The following is a 20,629-nucleotide window of genomic DNA, read 5'->3' as shown; positions in this document are numbered from 1 at the left end:
TCCGCTATTTGCTGTGCTATTTTCTGGCCAAATGCAGGTCTATCGTGTCATAAATCATCAGCACATCCCCGCTCTTCAGGATCGCCGCTCTGATCTCTTCCTCTAACAACAACCTCGCAGCAGTAGGCATTCCTCTGTGATCCGAATAGGTATTGAGCAAGCCGATATAATCCGCTGAGGGGAAGGCTCTCGTCAGATGATACAGCTTCAGCTTAATCTCTCTGAATCCGTAGGTATCCAGACGCTGTGAGACTGCATGGTACCTTGCCGTATCGTGCTCAATTAACGGGGGACTGCCGGGCCTGAACTTCCGGTATATCTGCTGGAGCTGCTGATGTAATTCATCGTCCGCACGCGCGGCAAACGGCCGGTTCCAGAATAAAGCCACGGTTCCGCCAGTTTTCAATAATTGCGAGACTTTCGGATAGCCGGTCTGCTCTGGAATCCAGTGAAAGGCGGTGCCTGAATAGATAAGATCGCTACTTCCCGCCGGGGCTGCAAAATCCTCAAACGATGTATGATGCACCTTGAACCCTGTGTACTCCCGGAATTTCAGCTGTGTGTACTCCGCCAGATTTCTGCCCAGCTCCACCGCCGCCAGCTCACAGCCGGTCTCCAGCACAGGCCTGGTCGCCTGCCCCGTACCGATTCCGATCTCAATCGCCTTCTTGCCTGGTCCGATGTGTGAGTAAGCGATGATGTCCTGGAATACTTCTGCGCAGTAGACCGGCCTCCACCTGTCATAATTCGCCGCGTCCTCGTTGAAGGTTAACCGCTGATCCATCTCCCTGCCTCCGATCATGTCTTCTCAGGATAGCGCTAATCTATGCCGTTGTATATTTTATTTTTCACATTGGGTTCATTCACAGAATTGTAAAAGAATGCATGCTGTTTTATGCGGCATTTCTGATTTTCTTTTTACATACAGGGGGTAAAATATATAAATATGTTTAGTTGCGGCTGACCCAAGAACTCATAGGAGGTAACGATCATGCCTAATATCTGGATGCATATCGAGTACGGGCGGCAGCTGGCCGGAGAATTCAGTCATCGTCTTCCGTTTCTTCAGCAGCTGGAGCAGCCCCTCTATCATCTTGGCTGTCAGGGTCCTGATATCCTGCTGTATCACAGCTTTCTCCCCTGGAGCAAGGATGCCGGGGCGCTGCATCTCGGGGATCTGATGCATTCGCGCAGCTGCGGGCCTGTACTTATAGACTTCTGGGAGTCGGCGCGGAACCTCGGCGGAGTGGAGGGTGAACAGGCCCGGCTCTACTTCCTCGGCTTTCTCACCCATCATCTGCTGGACCGCAATCTCCATCCCTATATTAACTGGAAAGCGGGCTATCAATACCGCGATCATCAGCGGTTCGAGATTGATCTGGACACCTTGTTCATGAACCGGCGGAGGAATCTTAACACGTGGCAGAACCCGGCCTGGTCCCTGATCGACGCCGGCTCCCGTCTGCCCGGTCCGGTTCACCGCATCCTACACACTACGGCCCTTAAGCATTACCCGGAAGCGATGGCCCGGTTGCCTGAGGAGATCTGGCAGACCTCTTACCGCGATATGGTGCTGGCCCAGCGCTGCCTGTATGACCCGAAGGGCTGGAAGAAGGCTATCACCTGGGGACGGACACGCCTGCTGTTCTCCCGTAAGCTTACCGCCCGTGAGGAGCAGCTGGATTATCTGAATGAGCGGCACTCCGAATGGCGGCATCCCGCGCTCTATTCTGAGGTCCGCACAGAATCGGTGTGGGAGCTGTGGGAGGCGGCTCTTGCCGAAGGCAGGACGGTGCTCGGAGCGCTTGCCGATTGGCTGGAGAGTAAGGACCCCACTGCCGCAATTCGCAAGCTGGAGCAATTCGCACAGGTGCTGGGCAACCGCTCCTACGATACCGGCAAGGATTGCAGCATGAACCTGCAGAACCAATACGCGGAACCGATCTGGACAAGTCTGCCGGGGAGTTGAGGGGGAGCGGAGATTGGAGAGCGGGCATGGTGGAACGGGGGCGGGGAATGGAGAGCGAGTCCGGTGAAGCCGGAACGGGAAACGAGAGAAAGATGCATGAAGGAGTAGCTGGTATCAGTTACGCGCACGGTACAGGGAACCAGGAACGGAGGTATGGGTACTGTAATTGGGGATGGGAGCAGAAACCGGGCATCGGGAGCGGCTCCCCAGCAAACATATGGCCTGTCCATTTTACCGACGCACCCTTCTCCATCACAGGCGACGGGTGCCTGCCGCAAACAATTGGAAAAACGTATCTTATTTCGCCGGTTTCTCAAAAATATCGGGCAGCAAGTGGTTTTTGTACATTTATTCCAGCTACTTTTCGCTACTTTGGAAGATATGTGCGAATTAAGTGTTGTTTCTCCAACTGTTGTTCAAACAGAGGGCCTTCGTTCAACAGACAAGTGTACAAAATCCACCTATTTCGCTTTACAGTAACTCCTTGCTTGTCCGAACGCCCCCTCCTTCCCCTGCAGCAGCTAAAAATAACCATAAACCCAAAAAACAACCATACAATAACCCGCAAATCCATTCATCCCGCCGGCTCTAGCTCCGACAGTTGCTCAGGTACTTTGCGCAGAACAAAGCATGAGTAACATTTCCTTCGTGTGAACACAATGTATGCTATTTTTGCCATACATTTGGTTTATATGCCTGCTTGCGAATCAATCTATGCTATTTTTCACATACATTTGGTCCACATACCTGCTTGCGAGCATAATGAATACTGTTTTTCACATACATTTGGTCCATTTGCCTGCTTGCGAGCACAATGTATGCTGTTTTTCACATGCATTCAGCCTTCAGTCACATTCAGCATCAAAGTCATTCTAAGAATCATTCCAAGAACTCATATCTACAGTTTCACACTCACTTCTCCACAGTAGCAGGAAACTATAGTTTCCTATTATAATCGCAAAAAAGCCCGGTTCCCCGGGCGCTCAGCATAATCTTTACATTATCCTTCTGTCAGACAGCATTCCAGCTTACAGTGGATCAGCATTCGGAAGAATCTCCGGCGGGGCTGGAGGAATAATCTCGGGCTGCTCCGGCGGTACGATTTCGGGATGCTTCTCCGGTACAATCTCCGGCGGGATCACAACCGGCTCCGGGAGGATATCCGGCTTTACATCGGGGACAACCTTCGGCGGAACCTCTGGCGGCAGATCTTTACTCATCTCCTTATACCTCCTTCATTCCTGATACCTCATGTATACCCGTTCCGCTCCTCCCTTAACCTTGTTGCCCTAGCCCCCCTTGTCCTCTCTACTCCCCTCTCCTCCTCCTTGGTCCTCCCTAGTCTTCCCTACTCCTCCCTAGTCTTCCCTTACCCTACCTACTCCTCCCTACTCCTCCCTACTCCTTCTACTCCTCCCTTACCCTCCTTACTCCTCCGGGTTCCCTCCGACCCTCCCTGCAAAATCCCCGCTTCATGCGAGATGTTTAACCTGCGGTTGATCTCCAAGTAATAGTTGGTTGTTAAGATCAAGGCAACAAGATTACTGGGAGGGATACCGATGCGTCTGGCTCTATTCACGGACACTTTTCTTCCGCAGACGAATGGCGTTGCCCGTACACTCGGCCGGCTGACCGGCCATCTGCACCGCCGGGGAATTGAACATCTGCTGTTCACACCAAAATCAGCCCCGGAGAGCAGCTACCCCGATCCTGTCAGACCCGTGGCCAGCATCCCCTTTTTCCTGTATCCCGAGTGCAGACTGGCCCTGCCCGGCATGTCCTCCATGCAGAGTGAACTGGCTGCCTTCGCCCCCGACCTGCTCCATCTCGCCACCCCGTTCAATATCGGCTTAACCGGCCTCCGGTATGCCCGCAAGCAGCAGCTCCCCCATGTCGCCTCCTATCACACCCACTTCGACCGTTACCTCGAATACTACAAAATGAGAAGAATCCTGCCGCTCTACTGGAAATACATGAAGTGGTATCACCGGTCCTGCGATGCCGTCCTGGCTCCTTCCCGCGAGACCCTAACCAGCTTACGCATGGAGGGCTTCACCAAGCTGCGCCTTTGGTCCAGAGGCGTGGACTGCACCCTCTACTCGCCAGAGAGACGAAGCGAAGAAGTGCGGAAACTTTACAGCAAGGGTGCAGCACTGATGATGCTTTATGTCGGACGGATTGCCCCCGAAAAAGATCTCACCACACTCCTTCAATCCATGCCGCTACTGCCGGAGTCCGTGCGTTCAACCGTTCAGCTGGTGATTGTCGGCGATGGGCCGCTGCTGCCTGAGCTGAAGTCGCAGGCACCGGACAATGTCACCTTCACCGGTGCCAGGCACGGCGAAGAGCTGGCAGAGCTATACGCCTCCGCCGATTTGTTCGTCTTCCCCTCCTGCACGGAGACCTTCGGCAATGTCGTGCTTGAAGCCATGGCGTCGGGGCTTCCCGTGATCGCCGCAGATGCCGGCGGAACGCGGGAGCTGGTCGCACCCGGTGCCACCGGCATGCTGTTCGCCCCCCGCAGTCCGGCAGCCATGGCAGAGCAGATCTGCACTGCCGCAGCCGGGCATCTGCTGCGGAGCGCAATGGGCCGTGAAGGGCGGCGCCACGCTCTCCAGCGCTCCTGGGAGCAGATTTTTGACAGACTGATTAAGGATTACGAAGAGGTCATCGAGCACTGCAGCATCAAGGATACAGCAGGGATTTACACCGCCTGATCCGCTGTCTGCCCGCCTATGAAGACTAAGCGTTCCCGGGACTACGGGAATGCTTTTTTCCATTGTTCACGGTTTCTCCCCATCACTCTATTGACCATTGGAATAATGACTTATATTATACACATATACAATAATCCAAAATATGGAATTCAGTCAGGCGGTGATCCCTTGAAGCCTCTCACAACGATTAGGAGTCATCTTGAGGCTTATCTCTATTCCCAGCACTTGTCCATTAACCAGTTCTCCATTCAGTCCGGCGTTAATTCCGGCACCTTAAGCCGTATCCTTAGCGGCCAGCAGCCGATTGCCATGAACCACCTGAAATTGATTACCCGGGGCATGTCATTGCCGGAGGATCATTTCTATAGCATGTATGTCGATGAGTGCTTCTTATATTCGGCACCAACCTGGCGGCGGCTGCGCCCCTTCATCCTGAATTCGGCGGAGCTGGGGAGGCTGGACTGTATTGAGCTAGTAGTCAAAAATCTGCTGGACAACCTGATCTACGCTCCGATGCTTTTTGAAGTGGCCGAGGACCTGTTCCAGGAGCATCACTGGCAGGCGGCGGCTGTGCTCTACAAGAATATCAGCGCAAGCGAGAAGTATCAGCATTCGGAGCGGCTGGCCCTCTGCCAGTACCGTTTGTTCCGCATTACCCTCGGAGACAGCCAGACACTCAACCTCCAGGCTGCTCTTTTATTCGAATGTTATATTGAACGGCTTGAGGTGCCTGATCAGCTCGATGGACTAAAAGCCCTGATGCATGTCTATTACTCGCTGCACAAGTGGGACAAGGTGGATGCGCTGGCCCAGGAGATGCACCGTCTTGCCATGCTCAGCTACCACCATCTGCACCGCTCGCAGCGCAGGGACCGCCAGGATAAATGTCCGGAGAAGCCGGTCTTCTTCTATGCGCTGTATTCGCATCTGATGCGGGCAAGTGTGTGTGAAGAATTCCGGGACTATGAATCGGCGCTGAAATACGTAGCTCTATATATGGATCGAAGCTGGATACGCGAAAAAGGAGACGACACCCTTCACATCCTGGACCAATTCCAGGAATGGGGGACGGCCAATACCCTTCTCTACCGGATGATGTCCGGCGACTATGAAGTACTGCCTGAATATGTGGCCTATATTGCTCCGCATGCCAGTGAGATCTTTGTAGCCCTGTACCATATTATGATCTCAGCCAACCGTTTCTCCTGGAATGTCGATGAGGTGCTTGAACAGTTCCCTTCCTATATCCCTTACCGGACCAATCTGAAGGCCTTCGGGGAGCTTCACAACCAGCAGATCCTGGCTGACCAGTACTCTACCTTTCTCGCGGAATTAGCCAAGTATTATTTACGTAATCACCGCCCGGAAGGAATGGGCTTCCTGCTCCAAGGTCTGGAATCTTCTGCTAAAATAAAGAGTGACAGCATAATCATAAAATGTGTGAATCTGTTTGAACAATTCCGGCATCAGGCCACTGAGGAACAGACAGAACAATACAGACTTCTGATTGGAGAGGTGCAAGAATCCAATGATAAGAAAAATGATTATGCTTCTAGTTTCGTGTAGCTTGACAGTTATAGCTATTCACCCCCTGGGGGGTTATGAATCTGTATCAGAGGTTACCTTACAATCCGCAGTTCAGCCTATGGGTCACGGGACGGGGGACGGCTGATTCAGCAGCAACATACAAGCAGAAAGGATGATGAACATGAAGATTACCTGGAGGATGTTAGTCCTCGCTGCACTCGCACTGGCCTTGACCGGAGGAGCTGAAGCCGTTCCGGCTTCGGCCAAGCCTGCCCCGGGCGTGCAGCTCCAATTAACCTACAGCAGCGTAAGCGGAATATCAGGAATGGCCGGAGGCATCGCACAGATCAAGAACGGGGTCTCTTATATGCCGGCTAACCTGGTCACAGTTATGGGACTTGAGATCAAGTGGAATAATGCGGACAAAACTGCCACCTTCAGCGGGTGGAATAAAAGCTTCAGCATGAAGCTTGGTCAATCCACTGGCGTACTGGACGGGAAGAAGGTCTCCCTTGGAGGCACACCTTATGTTGCCGATAAGCAGTTGTATGTGCCTGTCAAATTTGTAGTAGCAGCCCTTGAAGGGGGGGCTGTACGATGGGATGCCGTCACGAACACCATCCGGGCCAACGGTCTGCATATGTACCGCGGTTATTCCGAAGTGTTCGACGGCGGAGTGTACTCGTTGTCGCTGGACAGCGGCGAGCTGTATCTGACAACGAAGCAGAACACTAAGCATAAGCTTGCTGTTCTCGGCATAGAGCTGGATGTAGTAGACTTTACTTTCGAGCGCACACCTGCCGGTCTAACGTTGTTACAAGTCGTTAACTCCTATGGCGAACCCCATGTGCATATGGAGTATTATACCTATCTATTGAAGAACAATAGTGTAATCCGCCAGGGGCATACGGATACTTATACCTCCTTCGGCACAGCCCCGGTCCGGGCGGATGGCAAGCTGATATTCAATGACGGCCATACGTTAAGGCTCATAGAGGATGGAACCGGAGCGGTCAGCGAGACAGTAGATATACCGAAGCTGCTGGGCACCACTGTAGCCAAGGATATCTACTATAATGTTGAAGCCGTCTACCCGGATGTTCTGCTTGTCCGCCCTACAGACACAGCATTCCTGACCCTTGTTGACCGTGCTACCGGTAAGCAGACTTTGTTATACAAGCAACTGCTAAGTGCGGAGCGCCAGCGCGAGGTAGAGCAGCCCGACTTCATGTTCCCGGGGGACTATATCTATTTCACCGGGCGTAAAGACAATGTGTTGAGCTTCAACATCCACAGAATGGATGGCAGCCAAGACATCATCAAGACCTACACATGGCCTGGCAGCCAGAACTGAGCAGCTGCGCTTCACATTCCATTGAGTTCGGTTTTTCGCATACACTTAGCCCGTGCGACTTCGTGCCAGCCCATGTGTTCGGTTTTTCGCATACATTTTTTCGACCACGAGAAAAAGCGCATAAAAGTCATTTTATCAAAATATGACTTTTATGCGCCAGATATACAGCATCCGGCAAATGAAAGACAGGGCGTCTACAGACGCCCCTGCCTCTTCATTCTCCGTTCCATTCTTCGCTGTCTTCTTCGTTCTCTCCTCCGCTTGCGGTCCTTACGGTAGAGCAGGAGATCCAGCATAACTTCGAAAAGCATTCCGAAAAGCTCAGCCATACAAACCCCTCTTTTCAGCGGTTTCAGCGGCTATGGAATGGCTGCTTCACTCCTAGGGCCGCCGCAGTCCACCCAAGCTTGCTCCTTCACTAAATACCCGCTCAATCCTCTTCTGCACCTCAGGGTCAGGAATTAACGGCGGCGCCTGATGCGGCTTCACCCGGGCGTCAATAATCACATTATCACAGGCCCAGTGCTTATGCTCCACCGTGCTGTTCACTCCATGAATATCATGGGAAGGATTGCTGCGCGTGAAGGTTGCCCACAGGAAGTTGTTCAGCGACTCTGACATGAAGCTGCTGTCATCGCACAGAATAATCATCGGGCAGGAATCAAGCGCCCCCTGCGCTGCAATGGCAGCACTCAGGCCGGAGATTTCCTCTGCCGCCGAGGCGTAATCCCGGAACGGCTGTCCCTGCATGGCGACTATCCCCGGCATAATCATTGCCGCCGGATCCCAGCCCTGGTCTACCCGCTGAAGAACCTCAGGCACCTCCGTACACAAGCTCCGCTTCTGTTCCCCTACGGCTGCGAAGACCACCTTGCTTCCGCTGTTGATCCCGGTGCCGGAATAATCCAGCGTATCGATCGTTGTGTTCGTCTGGAAGTGAATATCGCGGCGCAGATTGATCCGCTCCAGGATGTAGGTCAGGAACCCGGCGATATCATGCGTGCTGACCGGCTTGTCCTCTTCTGCCGTGATGAACAGATATTTCGCCAGACTGAGCTGGCCGGTTCCGAGAATCCGGTTGCTGATCGTCAGCAGCTCTGCAGGCTGCTTAAGCTGCTGATACGGGGTATACCGCTCACTGCCGATCGCGAACAGCAGCGGGTGCACACCCGCAGCATCTATCGCGTGTACCTCCTTCACGCCGGGAATCTCCGAGCGGATCGCCCCGCCGGTCAGCTCATGAATGAGCTCTCCGAAGGCAGTGTCCTCCTGCGGCGGACGGCCGACCACCGTGAAGGGAAAGATGGCCCCTTTTTTGGCGTAAACCTTGTGTACTCTCATCACCGGAAACGGGTGAGTCAGGCTATAGTAGCCCAGATGGTCGCCGAACGGTCCCTCCGGCTTCGTCTCCCCGGGATGAATCTCTCCGGTAATTACGAAGTCGGCATCGCTGCTGACGCAGAATCCGTCTACATAGCTATAGCGGAAATGACGCCCCGAGAGCAGCCCGGCAAAGGTCATTTCACTCAAGCCCTCCGGCAGCGGCATCACCGCCGATAGCGTATGCGCAGGCGGACCGCCGATGAAGCAGCTGACCTTGAGCGGCTCGCCGCGTCTGTTCGCATGAGCCTGATGAATACCGATGCCGCGGTGAATCTGGTAATGAACGCCCACTTCCTTATTCAGCTCATATTCGTTGCCGCTAAGCTGGATACGGTACATCCCCAGATTGGAGTTCATAATGCCCGGCTTGTCGGGATCTTCGGAGTACACCTGCGGAAGCGTGACGAACGCCCCTCCGTCGCCCTGCCAGTGCTTAATCTGCGGAAGATCGGAGATCCTAATCTCCTCGAATCCGGCCGGCACGCCGCTGCCCTTCTTCATCGGCAGCGCTTTGCGGGCGGCAAGGCCTGTCCCGATATATCTAAAGGGCTGCTTGAGCGCCTTCATGGGATTGCTGCGCAGGGCGATGACCGCCTGCGATGAATCCCACGTGTCACGGAAGATGAACTTGCTGCGCTCGATCGTTCCGAACAGATTCGAGACCGCACGGTACTTCGAGCCCCGGACCTTCTCGAAGAGCAGAGCGGGACCGCCTGCCTCATAGACCTTCATATGTATCGCCGCCATCTCCAGATGCGGGTCCACCTCTTCATGTATGCGAATTAAATGCCCGTGCTTCTCCAGGTCAATAATACATTCTTCCATATTACGATATGACATGCTTCTACTCCCATTCTCTCAAGAATATGAACCTCTTTATTATCAATGAGTGTGTCCGTCAGGTCAATTGCCGCCAGGCCAACCTCACCAGTTGTCACAGATATTCTTGCCTTCTTCTGTAGAGAGCCATTATTATACTTGTAAACCGGACGGCTCCGGGCAAACATTCGGCAAGCAAAGGGGACTAACGTAATGATCATCAAAAAGGTAACCTGGCTGGAGCTCTTCTACGATCTGCTGTTTGTCGCTGCGGTCTCCAAGGCCAGCCATGTGCTGCTGCATGTAGAACACGAGACCCTGTCTCTTGAGACACTGGGCAAATTCGTACTGATCTTCATTCCGATCTGGTGGGCCTGGGTCGGCCAGACGCTCTTCGTTAACCGATATGGCCAGGATACGATGATGCACCGGATATTTATTATTATCCAGTTGTTCTTCGTATTAATTATGACAGCCAGCCTGTCCGTAGATTTCGATGCCAACTATCTGCCGTTTCTGATTGGCTACCTCGGGCTCCGGATCATGACCGCGGTCCAGTATCATTACAGCCATTCCAGAGAAAGCGGGCATTTGCGGAACACCGCCCGCTATCTGGGATCACGCTTCTGGATTGGACTTGCGATTTCGGCCTGTTCCCTGTTCTTCGATTCTTGGCTGCGGTATGCGGTACTGTACGCCGGGATTATGCTGGACATCATCCTCCCGCTGACGGGACGGAGGATTCTGGTGAAGACGCCCGCCAATACCCATCATCTGCTGGAGCGCTTCTCCCTGTTCGCCTTGATCCTGCTCGGCGAATCCGTGGTCAGCATTCTGGCCGTGCTGCAATCCAGCAGCTGGACCGGTCAATCCGTAGGCTTTGCTGCGCTCACCTTTGTACTGATCATCGCCATATGGTGGCAGTATTACGACAACCTGGAGAAGAAGGTCGATATGCATATCCAGACTGCCGGGCAGACGATTATCTACGGGCATCTGTTCATTTATCTGTCGCTATGTATGCTTGCCGCGTCAATCCAGCTATTGTTCCTGGATCAGCTTCATTATGGGCAGATGCTGAATCTGTTGTTCGGCTCCGCGCTGCTCTATTTCGCTTCCACAGCACTGGTCTTTCAGGTCTACAGGCATCAGCAGCACCGGCTGGGAATGAAGCCCTTGGCACTGTTGACCCTCATTCTGGCCTGCTTCTATGTGCTGGATCTTGTAGTCGATGTACCGAATGTCCTGATCATGGGCGAGTTGGCCCTGTTCTTCGCGCTATACGCCAGAATTACTGCCTGACCCGGCTGCCAGTCAGCTCTCAGGCACTGGCCCATCTAACCGCTCTGCACGCCAAGAGGCTGCACCAGAGGTCGTTGCCCGCCTCAGGTACAGCCTCTTCCCGCCGTCTTACGGGCCTGTGAATTCAATCTCATCGTAATCATAATAAGACTGCAGGATCTGCTGCCGGTCATCCTGGAAGAGCTGGTCGGCCACACCGCTGACCAGTCTCGGAATCGCATTCCGCAGTCCCGAGATAGCCGATGCCGATAACCCGCAGCTGGCCAGAGCGGAATAGTTGAACACGAATAAGCCATGCAGCAGCTTGCGGCCTGCTTCATCCCGGCTCTGAAGCGCAAAGCCGGGGCTAAGATAAGGGTGCGCATCCAGCAGCGGATTCGCTGATCCCTCTGGCGCCGTGTACCGGTCGCTCCAGCGGGCAATATGAGGCTCCACCTGCCGCAGCTCCGGCCGCAGGGCAGGATCGCTGAGCAGGCCCGTGCTGACGATTAGATAGTCGAAGCTGAACTCTCCGGCGGGCGTAGTCACCACCGCCTGCTCCCCTGAAGCCTCCACCTTCAGCCACGGCGAGCCGAGATGCAGCCGGAAGCCGGGCCATGCCGCTGCGCGGCGGAAGGTATCGCTCGTCGGCGGCTGATTATACTGGAAGAAATGCGAGATGACCGCATATTTGTCCGCATCCGCCAGGGTATGGAACCGCTCAATCATGCCCGAGCCCTCCATCTGGCGGATCGGATTCACCCCCGGAAGCTGCGCCCGGCGGACGAAGACCTGGGCCTCCGCCGCGCCCTCCTGAAGCGCATAATTCGCATTGTCGAAGGCGGACGCCCCGCCGCCGAGAATTCCCACCCGCTTGCCGCGAAGGGCGGCGAAATCAATCTGCCGGGAGGTATGGGCATACAGGTGCTCCGGCAGATGATCTGCAATCATCGGCGGAACATGCCACTGTCCTCCTCCTTGAATGCCGGTAGCCAGCACCACCTTACGTGCCAGCAGTGTTCCGGCCTGCGCACCCGCTCCTGTAACCTGCAGACGGTAGATCCCATCGTCACCAGGCTCGACCAGCAATAGCCGCACCTCATTACGTACCGGGAGCTTCAGAACCTGCCGGTACCAGCGCAGATACTCCATCCACTGCCCGCGCGGGATTTTGTCCACCTCACTCCAGGCCTCCGCCCCATGCTGAGCCTCCCACCAGGAACGGAAGGTCAGCGACGGGATGCCGAGATCAATCGAGGTCAGAGCTTTGGGCGTACGCAGCGTCACCATCCGGGCATAGGTCTCCCAAGGCCCCTCCAGCCCGTCACGATTCTCATCGATAATCAGCAGATTCGAGATCCGTTCGCGCAGCAAGCCAAAAGCCGCACCAAGCCCGCTCTGGCCCCCGCCCACAATGACGACATCATAGACATGGCCTTCGGCATGCTCCACAGGGCGAACCCAATCCGCGCCGCCATAGGCGAGGTAAGAGAGATCCGTGTTCACGCGTTCATTCAAGGCTTTCAGGCTCATCATTCCTCAGACCTTTCCGGAGCATCTTCAGCGCATGGCTGCCGCTCACTTTGTATCCTGTTCCACAATCCCTGATATACATCTATGGCGATATTATATAGGGTATGCCCCCGCTTTTAAATATTGATGGAAGGTTTATTGTCATAAGAGCTGAATTCGGTGAACGCGATTGTACATTTAGCCAATATTTTAAGGCTTTCTTCGCATGAAGCTTGACAAATGTAATATTATTTAACACGCATCCATAAAATAATCCCACAAAGCCATCCATACCACTGGCGCGGCACCACAGAAGATGGAAATGGTTAGGCGCTTATCTTCATTCGTGAAGTTATTTCCAGGGTGGCGGCTCGATAATATGCTGGCTGATATAAGGGGAGTCAGACGTAGTCTCTATGTAAAAAGCGCAATCTCCCTCTCCTTCATCACGCTTGTGAGACTCAGGGGTTCGTGTAATGAAACCCTATCATCCCCAAAAATCTAACGGACCGGATGACCCGCATAAATACAGCCAACTTCCTGATCATTCCGGTGATTCTCTATAGCATCTATTATTTCAGACATGCTCATAAAGCAGCGCGCCCTCAATGAATCCGGGCGCGCTGTTGTGACTTAGAAGCGTGCTACAAAAAACTCGCGGTTCGACGGGACGAACTTCTGTGTGCGCTGCACATTATCCGCGTCGATAATCCGGAGCGTGTAGCTGACTGTTGTCAGTGTGCTGATCGTATTAAACTGAGCGACGCCGAATTCATCGAATTGTGCCGTGATTACAGTGCCGGAGCTCCGGGTCAGTGTAGCCGTCCAGCCCTGTGTTTCGTAAGGGACATTGTTATTGTTCACGGCAAGCACGATGAAATTATTAAGCACCTGTCTGATCCGCCGTCTCTTGGGTCTTACTACCGCCGCTGCTCTTGCTTTTTTAGCCATCAGTTGACGTTTTGCCAGCAATGCCTTCTTCTCTGATTCTTTCATTTACTTCACCACTTTCTACTTGGAATACAGTAGTAAATGCAAGAGAAGGATCAGACGAAACGCGCTATTGCCTGTTATTTACATAAATGTATCGCTGTACTCATTCATGGTTTCGTACCCACGAGGCAGCTGGCCGCATACACTGCTTCATAGAGGTGATTACATTATGAAGAGTGAACCATCATGGGTCAGGCGTCATGCTGCCAAGCTCAACCGTCCCCTGAAGCATAAGATCCGCAGAGCCTATTCCACCGCTGCCTCAACTGCTGCTATTCCGGTGATCATACAGTTCAGACAACCGGTTACTCATGCGGGACTCCGCGAACTAAGGAAGCATCTGGGACGGCATGTCTTCCCGGTCAAGCATCATCTGCGGCTGCACCAGGCCGTGGCTTCACAGGTATCCCTGAAATGTCTGGAGCATGTATGCCGCTGGAATGGAGTCCATAAAGTCTATCTGGACGGCATTAAGAAGGCTACGCTCAACATTGCAACTCCATCCATAGGCGCTACAGCGGTTAAACGCTCAAGAGGGCTTACCGGCAAAGGCATCAACATCGCTGTGCTCGATACCGGAGTCTATCCGCATCCCGATCTGACCCGGCCGGTGAACCGCATTCTGGCGTTCAAGGACTATATCAATCACCGGAAATGCCCGTATGATGACAACGGACACGGCACGCATATCACCGGGGATGCCGCCGGTAACGGCTGGTCCAGCCGGGGCAAGTACCGGGGACCTGCGCCGGAAGCGGGAATTGTCGGGATCAAGGTGCTCGATAAGTATGGGGACGGCTATGACTCCACCATTATCAAGGCCATTGAATACTGCATCACCCACCGTAAAAAGCTGAAGCTGCGTATCCTGTCCATGTCCTTCGGCGGACCGGTGGCCCCGCATATCAAGGATGACCTTCTCGTCCAGGCCGTTGAAAAAGCCGTCAAAGCCGGCCTCACCGTAGTCATCGCCGCCGGTAATGCCGGCCCCAGGCACCGGACCATTGAATCCCCCGGGATCAGCCCCTCCGCAATCACCGTCGGAGCCGTCAATGACCGGCGGACGCTGACGCAGAAGGATGACCGGATCGCCGTCTATTCCAGCCGCGGGCCCGCTCCCGGCGGCAGGGTGAAGCCGGATCTGGTCGCCCCCGGCGATTCAGTGATCTCGCTGCGCGCCCCCGGCTCCCAGCTTGTCCGTGAATTGCCGCGCAATAAGGTCGGCAAGCGGTATTTCAAGCTGTCTGGCACCAGCATCTCCACGCCCATCGTGTCCGGTGCCGCCGCGCAGCTGCTACAGCTCCGTCCTTGCCTTACACCGCGCCAGGTGAAGCTCCTGCTGAAGCGGAATGCCTTCCCTCTCCGCCTGAAGCCGAATACCGCCGGCAGCGGGGAGATCGACGTACGGTTCCTGAAGCGGCGCTGCCCGCCCAAGAAACCCCACAAGTGAGACTTTAGCTTCGAAGGATATTCAGCTACTTTGCGGAGACCCCAAAATAACCGGCACGGTAACCGCTCCTTATCCGACGGGGAGCGGTTACTCCTCAGCCAGCTGCGGCCATAGCTGGCGCGCCCAAGCTAAGAGCAGCTCGTCTTCTCCATATTTTCCTATGCACTGGAAGCCGAGCGGCATGCCTTCAAGCGTTGCCGCAGGCAGACTGACCGTGGGCACTCCCGCGAAGCCCCAGACCGCAGGCATCCCTGCCCAGCCCGTATTCCGCTCCTCGATCTTCGGTGCAGTCCCCCCTTGGGCCGGAGAGACCCACAGGTCGATTCCCTCCTGCTCCATAAGCTCCATCAGCTCACGCCGCAGCTCCCGTTGCCGGGCGCGGTACTGCTCCAGCTCCTCCTCGGGAATCTGCTGTCCTCTGAGGATCGCTTCCTGCACGGGAACGCCGTATTCTACTCTATGCTCTGCGAATCTATGTTCATGCTCCCGTGCCAGCTCCCCCTCAATGAAGCGCAGCATGGCATTTCCGTAGATAAGTTCATCCTCCCACGGCATTTGGACATAATGGACTTCATATCCAAGCTGTTCAAGCCCTGAGATCTGAGCCTGGAACACCCCTTTGACTTCCGCACTCATCAGCTCCATATAGACTCCCTTAGGGATACCCAGAACCGGCTTGCGGGAGACTTCGGCGGGACGGGTCTGCCAATTTGGGACAAGCAAGGCTGCCGCAGCCTCCATGTCAGGCAAGTTCTGCGTGAAGAACCCTACCGTGTCAAAAGACGGCGAGAACAGCAGCACCCCATCCAGTGGAACCCGGCCATAGCTGGGCTTGAACCCGACCACTCCGCAAAAGGACGCCGGAGCGATCACCGAACGCAGCGTCTGTGTGCCCACAGCCAGCGGACAGAGCCCCGCAGCCACCGCTGCGGCGGAGCCTGCACTGGAACCGCCGGGAGTATGCGCGGTGTTATGCGGATTACGCGTAGCAATCGGCCCGTTGTAGGCAAATTCCTCGGTCACCGTCTTGCCTCCAATCACGGCCCCGAGGGCACGCAGCTTAGTGACCAGAGACCCCTGGGGACCGGTTAACAATTCAGCGGATAGCTGTGATCCCGCCCTGGTCGGCAAGCCGTCTACATGCAGCAGGTCCTTAATGGCTACAGGAATGCCGAAGAGGCCTGGTTTTCGTTCTTCTGCGCTGTACATCCTTTGCAGCAAAGCTTTTTCCGAATCCAGACGCCCTTCAACCTGGTCCTCAGGAACAAACGCATGGATATGCGGCTCAAGCTGTCTGTAACGCTTAAGGTACGGGTCAAGCACAGTTCCGGGTGAATATCCGGGTTCGTGAATACGGCTCATCATTTCTGTCAGGGATACCTTGTGAAGCAGCATTAGATCATCTCCATGGAATATTATGTATAGCATTTGGCTTATTACGGTCCAGCCTGCAAAAGGTAACAGAAATCCCTAAGTTTTCATATTCTCATGCTCAAAAAGCCACCCGGCCTGCTTCCCCTCCAAGATGGCTTTCATGCTCCCTAGCTCCAGCGCTTCCTAAAGCTCTTCGTCTCCTTGATCCCCGCCCTGCTTATACTCATTCAGCTTCCGATTAAGCTGCCTGGCTTCTCGTCTCCCGTCGATATGCATCATCGCGTACACCATACTTTTGACCACCAGAATGACAATGACGAACGGCACCAGCACTCCCTTATCCATCAGCGGGCCGTCCGCGAACAGCCACAGCCAGAGAATCACCAGCAGATCAGCGAGAATGAAGCAGAGATAGAAGCTGACCGTCTGCACTCTGGGATCTACCTCATACGTATTCACCAGCGCATACCGGAAGCAGGTAAAGGCCGCCGCCCCCAGGAACAGCTGCACCAGCAGCGAGCCCCGGATCATCTCCGTAGCATTCAGAGCCAGCACAACCGCCGCAAGCACCATCAGCCCCCCGCAAGCCACCAGCAGATCCTTCACGAACAAAGACACATACTTTCTGGTTGTAATCATGAGCTTCCCTCCTATTTGAGTCTTGACCGCATAGCTATAACCCTAACTTCCGTTTGAGTACCGGGACATATTGTCGGGAGATGCAGACCCTCTCACCGTTGTGCAGCAGCGCCTCATATCTTCCGTAGAGCACCGGGCGGAGCGACTCAATCTTGGCCACATTCAGGATACTGGATTTGGAGGCCCTGAAAAAATCACCAGACTCATACTCCGTCTCCAGCTCATACAGCTTCAGCCTCGACTCATACACCTTCTCCTGGCAGTAGATGAACACCTTATGATCTACCGCCTCGAAGTAATAGACGTCACGCGGATGGATGATGTGCATCTGTAGCCCGGTCATACCAATCAGCTTCTTTACGCCTGCGTTCACCGAGTAGATCAGCGCCAGCAAGCCTTCATCCGGGTCATTGCACCTGAGAATAATTTCAGGCTCACCGCCCTCCGGAACCTGCTCAATCGTGATTTTCACCGCCACCGCCTCCTGCCTTCTCTCCCTACAGCTACAGTATATTTTTGTAAAAAGACTTATACAATAGCCTTTGCGCAAGCTGCACTCTAGCGGGTTCAAGCTGCAGGTTTGGGAGGTGCAACCTGGTCCAACCAAGTCCAATTCCTTCGTTGGCTCTTCTGCAATATAAGGTAACGGTTATAATGTGAAGCACGGTATAATAACCCGTATAGGTCGTGAAGAACACGCCGCCTCATTAGAACGTTTATCTGGTGCTGACTCTGGATACGTTGTATCGGGGCGGCTTTTCTTGTGTTCGGCTTCGGGTTCACTGCGGGTTCACGGCCAATCTACTGTAAAGGGGAAGCTTCATTGTCGAGATTCGAGCAGCAATAGCGGATTGTCATCCGCCAAAAGTCACTATGGCGCTGTAAATCCACAATAGCGGAATCTCAGTCCGCAGCCGCTTTGAACACTTGGCCATAGCAGTTTAGCCGATGCCCTTGATCACACGCTGTATTTTTGCCGATGCACACTTGACCATATACTGCATCCGCCCCGCCCTTTTCCGGTCAGATCAGCCCCGCCTCCCCAAGCCTGAAAAACCCGCAGATCAGCTCTGCGGGTTCTTGGAATATACAATTTTACGGATGCTGTCGATAGATAACCCGTATTGCTCGCACAATTGGTCCAACTCTGCACCTTCTTGGAAGCGGCTACGGATCTCAGCATTGCGGACTTTATAGTAATCGGCTGCCCCTGAGCTTTCGCCCCATTTTCTGCGCTTGCTCTTGCAGGTCGGGATATACAGGGCTTCCCCTTGAATATATTGCTGAATCTCCTTCAGCAGGTGGTCTGGCAACAGCTTTGCTGCATTTACACATTGCATATCTGGCTCGCTCCTTAAAATATATTAATCTTTTAAGGGCAAAGCCTGTGTAAATAACTGTATCACTTAAAACATACTTCAGGCGAATACATCCGCTCCATGCCAAGCTTTCGCCTTAGTTATTCCACAGGCTTTGCATGGAGCGTGCCGTTCACATACTGACTCATCCGAAACATGGCCATCACCTCCCGGGATTCAATAATTGGTGCAGATTAACTCTATCTTAAAATAATTTCCATACCGGTTCAACAACGGATGTGCGCGGTACCAGGAGTATAGCGTTTAGCTATAATCAAATATTACCGGAAGAACATTAGTTTTTTGCGCGCGCCGATTATATAATAGAATTTATATGGTAAAGAAAGGATGCGATGCAGCAAATGAAATTCTCAGAATATGTATACAAACGCCCGGATGTGGAGCAATTCAAGCAAGAGTTCACCACTCTGCTGAAGGACCTGGAGACAGGCAATCTGGAGGAGCAAAAGGCTGCCGTGGCAGCCATCAATAAGCTGCGCAGCCGCTTCGATACGATGGAGACCCTCGTGAGTGTCCGCCACTCCATCAATACGGAGGATGCATTCTACAAGGCAGAGCAGGATTATATGGACGAGACCGGACCGGTGATCCAGGAGTACATCACGGATTATTACAGAGCCCTTGTCAACTCCAAGTACAGAGCCGAGTTCGAGCAGGAATGGGGAACACAGCTCCTAAGCCTGGCCGAGATCTCACTGCGTACCTTCAGCCCTGAAGTCATTGAAGATCTGCAGCTGGAGAATAAGCTGTCTTCCGAATATTCCCAATTGATCGCGTCCGCCAAAATCATGTTCCAGGGCGAAGAACGCACCCTGGCACAGCTGATTCCGTTCGATTCTTCCACGGACCGTGAAGTCCGCAAAGGTGTGTTCGAGGCCCGTAATGCCTTCATGGCAGAGCATGAACCCGAATTCGACCGGATCTATGACGAGCTGGTGAAGGTCCGGGCAGGAATTGCTGCCAAGCTGGGCTACAAGAGCTTCGTGGAGCTCGGGTATGACCGGATGGGACGTACCGATTACAATGCTGAGATGGTGGCGGGCTTCCGCAAGCAGGTGCATGAGCATATCGTGCCGGTTGCGGGGAAGCTGAAGCAGCGTCAGCGCGAACGCCTTCAGCTGGACGGCCTGAAATTTTATGATGAAGGCATTAAATTTAATTCCGGCAACGCTACCCCTAAGGGAGACCCGGACTGGATCGTGGCGAATGGTGCTAAGATGTATCAGGAGATGTCCCCGCAGACGGGTGAATTCTTCACCTTCATGCAGGAGAACGGGCTGATGGATCTGGTCAGCAAAAAAGGCAAGGAATTCGGCGGCTACTGCACCTTCTTCAGCGACTACCGTGCTCCGTTTATTTTCTCCAATTTCAATGGAACCGCCGGGGATATCGATGTGCTGACCCATGAGGTAGGGCATGCGTTCCAGGTGTATTCCAGCCGGAATATGGAGGTCCCTGAATATGCGTTCCCGACCTCTGAAGCCGCTGAGATTCATTCGATGAGTATGGAGTTCTTCGCCTGGCCATGGATGGATCTGTTCTTCAAGGAGGAGGCGGACAAGTACCGCTTCAACCATCTGGCGGACAGTCTGGAGTTCATTCCTTACGGCGTATCAGTCGATGAATTCCAGCATTTTGTGTACGAGCATCCGGAAGCTACGCCGCAGCAGCGCAAACAGGCTTGGCGGGACATTGAACGGAAATACCTGCCGCACCGTGATTATGACGGCAATGCTTATCTGGAACAAGGCGGCTTCTGGCACAAGCAGGCCCATATCTTCCGCTCCCCGTTCTACTATATCGACTATACCCTGGCCCAGCTCTGCGCCTTCCAGTTCTGGAAACGCTCGAACGAGGACTTCACCTCGGCCTGGCCGGATTATCTGAAGCTCTGCCAGGCCGGAGGCAGCCGCTCCTTCACGGAGCTGGTGAAGCTTGCCGGATTAACCTCCCCGTTCGAGGATGGCTGCATCGGCTCCGTGATCGGTGAGATTGAGGGCTGGCTGAACAGCATAGATGATAAGGCGCTGTAGGCCCCTGGGAGTAGTCCAGCATTCACTTCATGCTTCCGGTAACAGGATTTGCGACTAGGCTGCGACTTGCTAAGTGTAGTTTGTACAACTAAAGCGAGCTTCATTTGAGCTACGGAAGCCTTAGTTGTATTCTCTGCACTTATAAATTCAGTTTTATTGAAAAATGTAGCTCAGCCATGTTTTTAGTTGTACAGACTGC

The 20,629-nt window shown here is 53.9% G+C and carries 18 protein-coding genes; 8 read left to right on the top strand and 10 right to left on the bottom strand.

Annotated features, from left to right (window positions below; translation table 11 throughout):
* Nucleotides 1–16: 16 nt before the first annotated feature.
* The gene (locus tag MKX63_RS22840; protein WP_341020287.1) at nucleotides 17–784 is read right to left on the bottom strand and encodes a class I SAM-dependent methyltransferase; all 768 of its coding nucleotides are present in this window, start codon (nucleotides 782–784) and stop codon (nucleotides 17–19) included.
* 207 nt (nucleotides 785–991) lie between these two features.
* Here MKX63_RS22840 and MKX63_RS22835 point away from each other — a divergent pair, with 207 nt between their 5' ends.
* Both MKX63_RS22835 and MKX63_RS22830 read left to right on the top strand, forming a co-directional pair.
* Nucleotides 992–1,969, top strand: a complete 978-nt coding sequence (locus MKX63_RS22835; RefSeq protein ID WP_341020285.1) for a zinc dependent phospholipase C family protein — start codon at nucleotides 992–994, stop codon at nucleotides 1,967–1,969.
* Nucleotides 1,970–2,122: 153 nt separating this feature from the next.
* A complete protein-coding gene (locus tag MKX63_RS22830; protein WP_341020283.1) occupies nucleotides 2,123–2,449 on the top strand; it encodes a hypothetical protein in 327 nt (108 codons plus the stop codon).
* 548 nt (nucleotides 2,450–2,997) lie between these two features.
* On the opposite strand, the gene MKX63_RS22825 is transcribed toward MKX63_RS22830, so the two are convergent.
* A complete protein-coding gene (locus MKX63_RS22825) occupies nucleotides 2,998–3,189 on the bottom strand; it encodes a hypothetical protein (RefSeq protein ID WP_341020282.1) in 192 nt (63 codons plus the stop codon).
* 339 nt (nucleotides 3,190–3,528) lie between these two features.
* On the opposite strand from MKX63_RS22825, the gene MKX63_RS22820 reads away from it, so the two are divergent.
* The 3 genes from MKX63_RS22820 to MKX63_RS22810 all read left to right on the top strand — a co-directional run bounded on the left by MKX63_RS22820 (nucleotide 3,529) and on the right by MKX63_RS22810 (nucleotide 7,567).
* The gene (locus tag MKX63_RS22820) at nucleotides 3,529–4,686 is read left to right on the top strand and encodes a glycosyltransferase family 4 protein (RefSeq protein WP_341020280.1); all 1,158 of its coding nucleotides are present in this window, start codon (nucleotides 3,529–3,531) and stop codon (nucleotides 4,684–4,686) included.
* Between the two features lie 168 nt (nucleotides 4,687–4,854).
* Nucleotides 4,855–6,252: a transcriptional regulator gene (locus MKX63_RS22815; protein ID WP_341020278.1), complete on the top strand. Its 1,398-nt coding sequence runs from the start codon at nucleotides 4,855–4,857 to the stop codon at nucleotides 6,250–6,252.
* Nucleotides 6,253–6,412: 160 nt separating this feature from the next.
* Nucleotides 6,413–7,567 (top strand): copper amine oxidase N-terminal domain-containing protein, encoded by a 1,155-nt coding sequence (locus MKX63_RS22810; RefSeq protein ID WP_341020276.1) that lies wholly within the window; start codon nucleotides 6,413–6,415, stop codon nucleotides 7,565–7,567.
* 194 nt (nucleotides 7,568–7,761) lie between these two features.
* On the opposite strand, the gene MKX63_RS22805 is transcribed toward MKX63_RS22810, so the two are convergent.
* Nucleotides 7,762–7,896 carry a hypothetical protein gene (locus MKX63_RS22805; RefSeq protein WP_341020275.1) on the bottom strand — a complete coding sequence of 45 codons (135 nt, stop codon included), beginning with the start codon at nucleotides 7,894–7,896 and terminating at the stop codon, nucleotides 7,762–7,764.
* A gap of 52 nt (nucleotides 7,897–7,948) precedes the next feature.
* Entirely contained in the window at nucleotides 7,949–9,790 is a 1,842-nt protein-coding gene (locus MKX63_RS22800) for a UbiD family decarboxylase (RefSeq protein ID WP_341020273.1), read from the bottom strand.
* Between the two features lie 192 nt (nucleotides 9,791–9,982).
* On the opposite strand from MKX63_RS22800, the gene MKX63_RS22795 reads away from it, so the two are divergent.
* On the top strand, nucleotides 9,983–11,071 hold the full coding sequence (locus MKX63_RS22795; RefSeq protein WP_341020272.1) for a low temperature requirement protein A: 1,089 nt from the start codon (nucleotides 9,983–9,985) through the stop codon (nucleotides 11,069–11,071).
* A gap of 108 nt (nucleotides 11,072–11,179) precedes the next feature.
* Here MKX63_RS22795 and MKX63_RS22790 read toward each other — a convergent pair whose 3' ends face one another.
* Nucleotides 11,180–12,583, bottom strand: coding sequence for an NAD(P)/FAD-dependent oxidoreductase (locus tag MKX63_RS22790; protein WP_341023212.1), 1,404 nt, complete (start codon nucleotides 12,581–12,583; stop codon nucleotides 11,180–11,182).
* Nucleotides 12,584–13,195: 612 nt separating this feature from the next.
* Nucleotides 13,196–13,558, bottom strand: a complete 363-nt coding sequence (locus tag MKX63_RS22785) for a hypothetical protein (RefSeq protein ID WP_051478024.1) — start codon at nucleotides 13,556–13,558, stop codon at nucleotides 13,196–13,198.
* Nucleotides 13,559–13,724: 166 nt separating this feature from the next.
* Between MKX63_RS22785 and MKX63_RS22780 the strand changes: the two genes are divergently transcribed.
* Complete coding sequence (locus tag MKX63_RS22780) at nucleotides 13,725–15,005, top strand: S8 family peptidase (RefSeq protein ID WP_341020271.1); 1,281 nt, start codon at nucleotides 13,725–13,727, stop codon at nucleotides 15,003–15,005.
* A gap of 87 nt (nucleotides 15,006–15,092) precedes the next feature.
* On the opposite strand, the gene MKX63_RS22775 is transcribed toward MKX63_RS22780, so the two are convergent.
* The 4 genes from MKX63_RS22775 to MKX63_RS22760 all read right to left on the bottom strand — a co-directional run bounded on the left by MKX63_RS22775 (nucleotide 15,093) and on the right by MKX63_RS22760 (nucleotide 18,358).
* Nucleotides 15,093–16,400 (bottom strand): amidase, encoded by a 1,308-nt coding sequence (locus tag MKX63_RS22775; protein WP_341020269.1) that lies wholly within the window; start codon nucleotides 16,398–16,400, stop codon nucleotides 15,093–15,095.
* 162 nt (nucleotides 16,401–16,562) lie between these two features.
* Nucleotides 16,563–17,018 (bottom strand): hypothetical protein, encoded by a 456-nt coding sequence (locus MKX63_RS22770; protein WP_341020268.1) that lies wholly within the window; start codon nucleotides 17,016–17,018, stop codon nucleotides 16,563–16,565.
* Nucleotides 17,019–17,052: 34 nt separating this feature from the next.
* Entirely contained in the window at nucleotides 17,053–17,490 is a 438-nt protein-coding gene (locus tag MKX63_RS22765) for a LytTR family DNA-binding domain-containing protein (RefSeq protein ID WP_341020267.1), read from the bottom strand.
* A gap of 592 nt (nucleotides 17,491–18,082) precedes the next feature.
* Entirely contained in the window at nucleotides 18,083–18,358 is a 276-nt protein-coding gene (locus tag MKX63_RS22760) for a CD3324 family protein (protein ID WP_341020266.1), read from the bottom strand.
* Nucleotides 18,359–18,738: 380 nt separating this feature from the next.
* Between MKX63_RS22760 and MKX63_RS22755 the strand changes: the two genes are divergently transcribed.
* Nucleotides 18,739–20,430 (top strand): M3 family oligoendopeptidase, encoded by a 1,692-nt coding sequence (locus tag MKX63_RS22755; protein ID WP_341020265.1) that lies wholly within the window; start codon nucleotides 18,739–18,741, stop codon nucleotides 20,428–20,430.
* Nucleotides 20,431–20,629 lie beyond the last annotated feature (199 nt).

Origin of the sequence: Paenibacillus sp. FSL R7-0179 (assembly GCF_038002265.1) — a bacterium.
Lineage (GTDB): Bacteria > Bacillota > Bacilli > Paenibacillales > Paenibacillaceae > Paenibacillus_AQ.
This window is presented reverse-complemented; position numbering and strand designations above follow the sequence as displayed.